Origin of the sequence: Thermomonas sp. (genome assembly GCF_025993755.1) — a bacterium.
Lineage (GTDB): Bacteria > Pseudomonadota > Gammaproteobacteria > Xanthomonadales > Xanthomonadaceae > Thermomonas.
In genome coordinates this window covers 1-9,877 of the sequence record NZ_JAMQHN010000178.1, presented here as the reverse complement: position 1 = coordinate 9,877, position 9,877 = coordinate 1, and the positions used below count along the sequence as shown (strand labels likewise).

At 66.4% G+C, this 9,877-nt stretch carries 4 protein-coding genes, 2 tRNA genes and 1 other RNA gene; 4 read left to right on the top strand and 3 right to left on the bottom strand.

Features of this window, described 5'->3' with window-relative positions:
- Together Q0X16_RS12790 and recC are read right to left on the bottom strand one after the other, a co-directional pair.
- Positions 1–2,423 (bottom strand): UvrD-helicase domain-containing protein (locus tag Q0X16_RS12790; RefSeq protein WP_297835120.1); only part of this gene is annotated, 2,423 nt, incomplete at its 3' end.
- Positions 2,420–6,136, bottom strand: coding sequence for an exodeoxyribonuclease V subunit gamma (recC, locus tag Q0X16_RS12785; RefSeq protein WP_297835118.1), 3,717 nt, complete (start codon positions 6,134–6,136; stop codon positions 2,420–2,422). The genes Q0X16_RS12790 and recC, both read right to left, overlap by 4 nt.
- Before the next feature lie 327 nt (positions 6,137–6,463).
- Between recC and Q0X16_RS12780 the strand changes: the two genes are divergently transcribed.
- Positions 6,464–6,556: transfer RNA gene (locus Q0X16_RS12780), tRNA-Ser, on the top strand.
- Positions 6,557–7,556: 1,000 nt separating this feature from the next.
- Positions 7,557–7,653: signal recognition particle sRNA small type (ffs, locus tag Q0X16_RS12775), an RNA gene on the top strand.
- Between the two features lie 27 nt (positions 7,654–7,680).
- Here ffs and Q0X16_RS12770 read toward each other — a convergent pair.
- Positions 7,681–8,424 carry a 3-deoxy-D-manno-octulosonic acid kinase gene (locus Q0X16_RS12770; protein WP_297835115.1) on the bottom strand — a complete coding sequence of 248 codons (744 nt, stop codon included), beginning with the start codon at positions 8,422–8,424 and terminating at the stop codon, positions 7,681–7,683.
- Positions 8,425–8,470: 46 nt separating this feature from the next.
- Here Q0X16_RS12770 and Q0X16_RS12765 point away from each other — a divergent pair, with 46 nt between their 5' ends.
- Positions 8,471–9,202 carry a hypothetical protein gene (locus Q0X16_RS12765; RefSeq protein ID WP_297835112.1) on the top strand — a complete coding sequence of 244 codons (732 nt, stop codon included), beginning with the start codon at positions 8,471–8,473 and terminating at the stop codon, positions 9,200–9,202.
- Positions 9,203–9,283: 81 nt separating this feature from the next.
- Positions 9,284–9,374, top strand: a tRNA-Ser gene (locus Q0X16_RS12760).
- The last annotated feature ends 503 nt before the right edge of the window (positions 9,375–9,877 follow it).

Sequence of the window (9,877 nt, the reverse complement as noted above, 5' to 3'; positions counted from 1 at the left end):
TAGCGTTCCTCGAATTCCTGCTGCACGACCGAATCCCTGGCCGGACCCATGACCAGGTGCTTGCACCTGCCCTTGTCGTCGGACAGCAGCTGGGCACCGCTTGCAGAGAGCCTGGAGCGGTTGTGCTTCCACATCAACGGCAGGAACACCACGCCGAATTCCAGCCCCTTGCTGCCGTGCAGGGTCATCAGCCGGACCCGATCCGCGTCCGACTCCAGGCGCAGCGCGCGCGCATCGGCGGCATCGCCGCCCTCGGCGTCGCCGTCCATCTGGTCGGCGAACCACGCCGCCAGCCGCTCGCCGCCGCCCAATTCCAACCATGCTTCCTGCAGCAATTCACCCAGGTGGCGCAGGTCGGTAAGCACACGCTCGCCGTCCGTCGCCTCCAGCAGGCGCGGCGCCTGTTGCTCCAGCAGCCTTGCCACCACCTCCAGCGGGCCGCCACGCTCCAGGCTCGATCGCAGCGCGTGGAACCGGGCGGTCTGCCCGTCCCACGCCGATGCCTCCAGGTCCAGCGCCTGCAGGTCGCGCAATCCGGCGCCGCCCAGGCGGGTGGCCATCGCGGCGCGCAGGGCGCCGGCATCGTCGGGATGCTGCAGGGCATGCAGGACCAGCCGCAGCTCGCGTGCGGCAGCGCCATCGAACACGCTGGTCTGCGAGGTCGCCACGCAGGGCACTCCGCGCGCCTTCAGCAGGACCGAGAGCCTGCGAATCTGTGCATTGTTCGGCAGCAGGGCCGCGATGTCGCCCGGCTGCAGCGGCCGGTCGCCAATGCAGTAGCCGTCTTCGGACAATGCCCAGGCAATTTGCCCGGCGCAGGTTTCCAGGGCCCGGAATTCCAGATCCTCGGCGTTCGCTCCGGCATCCAGTTCATGCAGCACCAGCGGCTTCCCGATGGGCTGGCCATCCCGCTTCGAGCACAGCGGCGTGGCGTCCTGCCGGCCACTGGCCTGCACGTCTTCGCAAGCGATCGTGGTCGATGAGGTCTCGTTCCCCAGCTTCCGTCCCGTGACCGCATAAAACCGATTGAGGGCGGCGACATAGCCGCGGCTGGATCGGTGGTTGGTGTCCAACTTCAGCCGATCCGGCAGCGGCACCTTCGACTTGGCGCGCTCGTAGGTCTGCACGTCGCCGCCGCGGAAGCGGTAGATCGACTGCTTGGGATCGCCGATCATCACCAGTCGCCCGCGCGGGGCTCCATCTTCCGTGCGATAGATCGCATCGAGGATGCCGAACTGGATCGGATCGGTGTCCTGGAACTCGTCCACCAACGCCACCGGCCATTCGGCGAACAGCGCGTCGGCCAGCGCGCGCTGGCCCTCGTGCGGCTGCAGCGCGTCGCGCACCGAGACAAGGATCTGGTTGAACGTGGACTGGTTGGCCGCATCCAGCCGAACTTGCATGGCGTTCCGGCACCAGAGCTGCGCCGCTGCGAGGAAGCTGCGGAGAGGGGCTTGCGATGCCATGTCCAGTTGCAGCGGCAAAACGGCACCGGCGATCCTGGGAGACAGTTCGACCAGTTTCAGCACCCGTTCGTTGATCTTGCCCGCATCGTTGACGCCCTTCAGGGATGGGGCCTCCAGCAGGTCTTTGCGATATTCAACAAGAACGTCCGCCAGATTCGCAGCTGACGATTCCAGCGCATCGGCCAGCGCACGCCAGCCCTTCCCAAGCCGGCCTTTGCCATTGAGCAGCCCCGCGGCGCTCACTTCCCGCACCTCGGCAATCCAGCGCGCCGTGTCACCAACGACATCGGCAACCGCCGTGGCCAAGCTCCCGGAATCAAGCGGCCCCACGTCCACGTCCGGCTGCAGCAACGCCGGAAGATATTTCCTCAGCGTGCCGCGATCGATTTCCGCCGCACGCGCAAGCACGGCCAGCGCATCCGCATCGTCTCCCTGCTGGACGACGCGCCACAGATCGTCGGCCAGCGATCTTTCCAGCATCTTGCCGTCGATGATTTCGCGCCCGCGGAACAAGGCGCCCGCGGCGAACGGATGCTCGGCGAGGATGCGCGAGCACAGCGCATGCAGGGTGGATATCGGGGCGGCGTCGAATTCGGCCAGCGCGGCCTGCAGGCGCTGCACGTCGCGCTCCATCCGGCCGTTGCCGTCGCGCCACCGGTTCCGGAGCCACTGCCGGTCCGAAGGCGGATCCGCTTCCTCCGCAACCCCATCGGCAACATGCTTCGCTTCGGCCAGCGCCCACAGCAGCTTGCCGCGCAGGCGTTCGGCCAGTTCGGCGGCGGCGGCCTTGGTGAAGGTGCTGACCACGATCCGCCGAGGGGTCAACTCCCGCTCCAGCAGCAGGCGCAGGTAGAGCGCGGCGATGGTCCAGGTCTTGCCGGTGCCGGCGCTGGCCTCGACCAGGCTACGGCCGCCGTCCTCCAGCGGGAGCGCGGTCCAGAGGTTCGTCTGGCTCATGCCGCGCCTCCTGCCGGCTGTGCGCTCGTGTTGCCGGCGTCCAGAAGGATCAGCGCATTGATCCGGTGCGCAGTGTCGAGCAGGGATTTCAGCGCGGCACCACGCGGATCGCTGTGGGGATCGCCAAACATCAGATCGCCCTCGAGAAAGGCGGCGTAGCCCGGAGCATAGTCGCGCTCGCCCGAATGGCCATCGGAGCCGCCGGCCCACCGGCCAGCGATTTTTCCCGCGACGATGGGCAGCAAGTCCTCCGATGCCGTCGCATCGCCCTCCGGTTCGCCCCGGCCGATTTTCCCCCTGAGCTTGGCTTCCTCACGCATCGCCGACCATGCCGTTGCCGGATAGAACCACAACGTCCCCGCCATGCCCTCGCGCCACAGCGCAACAAGACCACGCAAGCGTTGCCGCAGCTCGGCGTCCATGCCGGCGCGCGTGGCCGGATCGGCGTCGCAGTAGCCGGCATCCCATGCATTGATGCGAATCCCCATGTCGGGCTCCCCATCCGCCAACAGGGTCAGGCGCACAGGCACGGGCGATGCGTCGTCGCTGCGCTGCAGCCGCAGCAGCGCCCATTGCAGGAACGCGGGGACGAGGTGATGGAAGCCCAATGCGTCCGGCTTCCTGAGACCTTTGCCCTTTGCATCCGCGCTGGGAAACGCGAACACGACCTGCACGCCCGCCTCCGAATCCCGCAGCGGATAGATGTTCCGGACCTTGCCGGCGATGCGCTGCGGCAGGCCCGGTTCCGCCTCCGGATCGCTTGGCTGCCGCAACAGGACGTCCACACGCAGCGTCTTGCCACCGCCTGCCCCGCGCGCATCGAAACGCGCGCTGTCAGCGACGCGCGACCACAACGCGTCCACGGCCGCGGCTTCCGTCTCCCACGCCGAAGCGCCGATCTCGCCCAGCGGCAGCAGCCCGCCCAGGCGCAGCCAGGCCGGCGACTGCCGGTCCCACGCCCAATCCGGATCCGCGCATTTGCGCGGCAGCACATGCTCCAAAAACACCCGCCGCGCCGTCACGTGGATGCGCGCCACCGCGTCCAACGGTTCGTCCTCGGGAAGGCGCTCGTCCGCATCCAGCCCATCCAGCGCCAGATGCAGGTTTCCCTGGAGCAGCGCCTTGGCCGGATCCTTGAAATAGGCTGCCAGCAAGTCCAGGGGCAAGACATCGCACTGCGCCACGGCCAGCGGCTGCGCCGGATCGTGCAACCGCCGCGGCGGTTCGCGCCCCGCGCCGGCCATCCCGGCGAACGCCGCGGAGTACGAGAACAGCGCCGGATTTTCGCCATCGAAATAACGCGCATCGAAGGGCTGCAGCGGGTGTCGAACCAGCCACGGCCGTGCGATTTCCTCGTTGTCTGGCGCGATTTTGGCGTGTTGGTCCAGCTCGGCCATCAGTTCCGCCAGCGGCGCGGCGGGATTGCGGCGCTTGCCGTCGCGCACGCCCTGACCGACATGGGACAGATGCAGCCGCTTGCGCGCGGACATGACGGTTTCCAGGAACAGGTAGCGGTCGTCTCCTGCCACATCGCGGTCACCGATGCGGCGGATGCGTGTCATCAGGTCGACGCCGCCATCGGCGGACCGACGCGGAAAGGCGCCTTCGTCCAGCCCCAGCACGCAAATCACGTCGAACGGAATGGCGCGCTGCGGCACCATGCCGCAGAAGGTGATGCCGCCCAGCAGGAAACGCTGGCGCTCGGAGGCGGAGCCGAGCGATTCTTCCAGCAACTCGCGCACTACCTGCATCCGCAGCGTCGGTTCTTCCCCGTTGCGTTCCGGCTCGGTGGCGATCTGTTCGATGGCCCGATGCAGCACCGACATCGCCGCGCGCGCACTGGCGTCCCTGGGGTCGATTCGCAGCAGCGCATCCGCGCGTGCGCGCAACATCACGGCCCACTCGCCAGCCTTGCGCTCGGACTGCGCCAGGTCGCGCCACGCCTGCAATTCGCACAAGAGACGATCCAGCCCGCCCAGCGCAGCGGCGGACGGGCCGTCGATGCCGGCCATCGGCAGCAGTTCGGTGCCGTCGGGCAGACTGACGCCCTGTTCACCGTCACCGTTTGCGGCGTCGGCCATCAGATAACCCGCCAGCATGCGATCCAGCGCCCAGGCGAAGCTGTTTTCCGGCCGCGCCGGCAGGGCAAGGGCCCGCTTGTGGTCGCCATCCAGCGCCCAGGCAACGCCGCTGTCGCGCAGCCACTCGATCAGGACGCCAACGTCGTTTTCATCCAGCTTCAATGCCCGGCGCACCTCGGCCACGGCCAGCAGATCGGCCACCTCCGGCGCGGTGACGCGGGAGCCGCCCATCCCCAGCAAAGCCTGGAACACCGCGAGCAGCGGGTGACTCCGCGATGGCGGCGCATCGGCCAGGTGGTACGGCAACAGGCGTTCGCGTGCCGATCCCGGTTCTCCGAAGACCGCCCGGATCAGCGGCACGTAGGCCTGGATATCGGGCGCCATCACCACGATGCCGCCGGCGCCCACGTGCTCACGCTCGATCGCATCGAGCAGGGCATCGCGAAGCACCTCCAGCTCGCGCTGGCGCGTGTGGCAGGAATGGATGCGCAGGCTGGCATCGGCAGCGGCATCGGCGGCCGTCGGGTCTTCCTTCAGCAACTCGGGCTGCAGCCGACGGATGCTTTCCTGCAGGCGCTGCAACCGATTGCGCGGCTCCGGCGAGGCCTCGTCCTGCCAATGGCGGATGTCCTCGCGCACCTCGCCGTCGACCAGCGCGGAGAAGAAATGCTGCCCAAGGCGTCCCCAGCGCGCCAGCAGCGGGTGCGTCTGTTCTCGCCAGCCTGCCGCGTCCGGATTTTTCAGCAGTTGCTCTTCCTCATCGCACCAAGCCTTCCACTCGGCCGTATCGAGCAACCGCCAGCCCCCCCGCTCCGACGCTTTCCGGAGGCCACCCCAGAACTCACGACAGGGGTCGGGGACGTACAGGAACACCGGCGCCCGCTGCGCGTAGGCCCGCAGCACCGACAGCTCGACCGAAGGCAGATGCGACAGGCCGACCACGTGCAACGGCGGCAGCGCATCGCCCGAGTTCCCAAGAACCTTGACCAGTTCCTCCACCAGCCGCCCACGATGCTCGCCCAGCGCATCGGACAGGGATTTCCACAGCGGCGCCAGGCACCCTGCCTCCAGCACCCGCAGCGCGGGATCTTCTTGCCTGGCGGTAGCGAAAGTGAACTTCCCCGCCTGCCATGCGTCCAGCCAATCGCTGCGATACACCAGATATTGCGAATACACCCGCGCCAGCCGATCGGCCAGCTGGAAGCGGCGCAGCGCGAGCTCGTCCGCACTCCTCCCGGAGCCGGTGCCCAGATAGTCCAACACCCGCCGATCGCTGACGCCATGCCGCTCCGGATCGCCCAGCCGCGCGTGCAAGGTCCAGCGCAGGTGCCCTCGGCGGTACTTGGGCAGGGCCACGGCGCGTTCGCCCAGCAGATCGATAGACAAGTCGTCCAGCCAGCGGCTCGGCAACTTCACGTCCAGGTTGGCGACAATCCCGCCCGCGCCGACGCGTCGGGCCAGCGCGCCGGTGAGCCATTGCTTCACGCCCGGGTGGGCGGCAATCAGCGTCTGCGGCGCCAGCGGGTTGTCGGGACGGGTTTGCTCCAGCAATTCCAGCAGCGGATCCAGCAGCGCCTCCAGCCGACTGGAACGCAACAGGATCAGGCCGTTGTCCAGCGACTCATCGCGCATCGCCGTCCCGCCCGGGGATTTCGTCGTCCCTTGCCATTCGTTTTCCTGCCCGTCAACGCCCTGCCTCCATCCTGCACCCGTCGCGTCTCACCGTTCGAGACGCATCGGGTCACACGCTGCCGGGAGCCGTGCCCGCTCCGCCAATTCGCCCATTGTCCGGCACCGAACACACAAGCCGCACCCGCCCGACGGCATGGCGGTCATTGTGCCAAAGTCGCCCGAAGGCTAGAATTCGCAACCCGGCGCGATCCGCAAACCACGCATCACGGTCGCCGGGACGAAGTACCGCACATCCCGAGGGGCAGCCAGCCCCGGTATCCAGTTTCAGGAGAGGTGTCCGAGTGGTTGAAGGAGCACGCCTGGAAAGTGTGTAGGCGGCTAAACCCCGCCTCGGGGGTTCGAATCCCCCTCTCTCCGCCAGATACGCAAAGCGCCCCCTCGTGGGGCGTTTTGCGTATCTGGCGGGGAGACGACGGATGAGGCTCCCCGCGGGGTTCGACTGATTCGCCGGGAGCGAATCAGGACAGCCGCAGGCTGCCCGAAGGGCGAGGGCCATGGATGGCCCGAGTCTATCCCCCTCTCACGACACCCGATCAAAGCGCCCCTCAGGGGCGTTTTGCGTATCTGGCGGAGAGACGGCAGATGAAGTTCCCCGCGGGGTTCGACTCTGCAGATTGCGACGGCCACCACGCATGTCCGCCTTTCACGGAAGGGGCGACCCGTCGTGGTTCTGCTCCGGCGTTGCTCTGGATCTTGACTCGGGTGTCAACTTGAAAATGCCCCGCAAGCGAGATCGCTGAGTCACGGGGGGAGCATGCAAGTCGTCCGATTGCGCTCTTGATGCTCTGCCTCCCAATGGCACGCCAATCCCTTTGAGTGGTACCCCTTGAGCCGATTCGACGGGTGCGGGTGCGTTGGGAGGGGCGCTTGATCCCTGCGATTCTGACGCATGTGCCGCATCGCCCGCCCTCAGCGCTTGATCTTCGCTCATCTGGACTTTTTGCTTTAACGTGATGGCCTCGACTTTGACTTCGCCGGACTGTGCGGCAGTCTGCGCATGGCTCACCGCGCAGACGCAAGCGCCAGCCCTGCTGATGTCGCGATGAGAATGAACTTGGTATTCATGGGACACCTACTTCTTGAAAAGAGAGTCGGTTCTCGTACAGCGGGCCCATCTCCACAGATCCGACAAGATGTGCATCGGCCGCCGCTGCATGGACGGTCGGAAAAGTAATACCCATTGCGTGAATGGAATTTGACTCTCGGATCGACGGCGATTACTTCGACGAAACCGGGCGCTGAGGGTCAGGCTCCGCTGGGCCAAAAGGCGAAAACAGGTCGCCTATACGTGCCTGCACCATGTAAACTGTGCGCCCCCGGCAGCGCGGTACGCGCCGAAACGCCGGGCTCCATGGTGGCCCCGTCGGCCCCTCGCGACGCTAGGTCGAAAACCCCGCCAGGGCCGGAAGGCAGCAACGGTATCGACTGATGCGGGCGCCGAGGTCAGCCGGCGGGGCCGCCGCCTTTCCGGCGCGACCGGGGCATCAGATCCCCTTTTCCCAGGTCTTTTCGTAGCCATCGCGTAGTCGCGCGAAACCAGCATCGACGTCGGCCAGCGGACGCTTGCCGCGCACCTTGCGCAGCGAACGACGCAGGCGCAGCAGGTTGGCCTCGCGCCAACCGGAAGCGATGATGCGCACCCGCGAACGATCGAAATCGATCATCCAGCCGTGCCATTTCGGATCGAACAGCAGGTTATGCGCGTTGAGGTCGGCGTGATCCACGCCGGCACGATGGAAGCGCGCAACCAACTGCCCGACGGCCTCCCACGGCACGTCCTCGCTGTGCGCCAGTTCAGCCAGCGAACGCACGTTCGGGAGCCGCTGCATCAGGATCGCGGCGCGGTACTGCAATCCCTCGCGGCGATACCACGCCGCATACGCCATCGGCACCGGCAATTTCTTCGCGCGCAACTGACGCAGCAGGCGGAATTCGGAAAAGCTGCGCACATGCTGGATTCCGCGCCAGAAATGCAGGTCACGATTGAACCTGGCGACCAGCCCGCCGCGCAGGAAATGGCGCAGGAACGCCTCGCCCTCGCCCAGGTCGATGAACCATGCACCACCGCGTCCGCTACCCGCCACCGGCTGCGCCGCATCGCCCCAGTGCGCCGGGTCGAACCAGGCGGGATCCGGTTGGCGGACCTGGGATCGGTCGAACAGCACCGCGCCGTAGCCATGCGCGTCATGGAACGGCGTCAGGTGCTCGTTGGGGTCCAGATGGGCCATCCCCGCGAGTCTACCTTCCCCGCGGGCATTGCTCTATCCTTCCTTGATGATCAACGTGCTTTGCATCAAATGGGGCGCCAAGTACGGGCCCGAATACGTCAACCGTCTGCGCTCGATGGTCAAGCGCAACCTGGCGCGCGAACATCGTTTCGTCTGTCTCACCGACGACCGCACCGGGATCGACCCCGACATCGAGGTGTTCGACATTCCGGCCATCGGCATTCCCGACTTCGACATGCGCGTGCCCTGGGTCCGCGGGCACGGCTGGCTCAAGGTGACGAGCTTCGCCAATCCGCTGCACGACCTGACCGGCACCACGCTGTTCATCGACCTGGATGTGGTGATCGTCGGCTCGCTCGACCGCTTCTTCGAACCGGACGGCGAATTCCTGGTCATCCGCGAATGGGACAAGCGCGACGGCACCGGCAACACCTCGGTCTATCGCTTCGAAGCCGGCGCGCAGTCGGGCCTGCTCGACATCCTGCGCAAGGATCAGGCCAGGGTTCTGGGCGAAGTGCGCAACGAGCAGGAATTCGTCACCGGCACGCTGGCCGCCGCAGGCAAGCTGCGCTACTGGCCGGCCGAATGGGTACGCAGTTTCAAGCGCCACTGCATCCCCGCGCCACTGGGCTGGTTCGGCACTCCGAAGATTCCCGAAGGCGCCGCCGTGATCGCCTTCCACGGCCACCCGCACCCCGACGAAGCGCTGGCCGGCCGCAGCGGCAAGTGGTTCCGCAAGGTGCGCCCCACGCGCTGGATCGCCGAATACTGGCGCTGAAGCGCCCGTTCGGAACGATCCGGACGGCCGCCATGCCTTGCCCGGCAACCGCCGTCCCCGTATCATTTGCGGCCCACTTCCGGAGAGGTGGCAGAGCGGTTGAATGTACCTGACTCGAAATCAGGCGTAGGTTTATAGCCTACCGAGGGTTCGAATCCCTCCCTCTCCGCCAGTCACCTGAATTAAGCCCCTGATTTTTAGGGGCTTTTTTCTTTTCAACACGTTGCGGTATGCCATCCAGTATGCCACAGCACATTGACTGTGTTTGGGGCCCTTTGTGATGTGTTGTTGAGCACACAAAGCCGGAGCTCGTAGAACGGTCCCGCACCGCATCATGCAAAATGCGACTCTAGGGATCGCCTGATTAACAACCGCCAGTGACGCTGTCGGTTTTTTCGCGGCGCGCACGGCGCGATGACGATGGCATCCACCGCTTTTGTGCGGGTTCGCAGGTGGTTTTCACCCGTGGCCGCCGCTTCTGGCGGCCTCTGCACACCCTCAGGGCGCACCTATCCCGCCGAAGCCAGAAGATGTTTGCGCGCCATCCACAGATTGCCCAGCGCGAACAGCGTCCTGACTGTTGATTTGCGCTCAAAACTGAGCCACATCGGCTAGGGATTTCCGTCCAAAACTGAGCCACCTCCCGTCACCCTCCGTCCGTTCCCCGGACGGAGT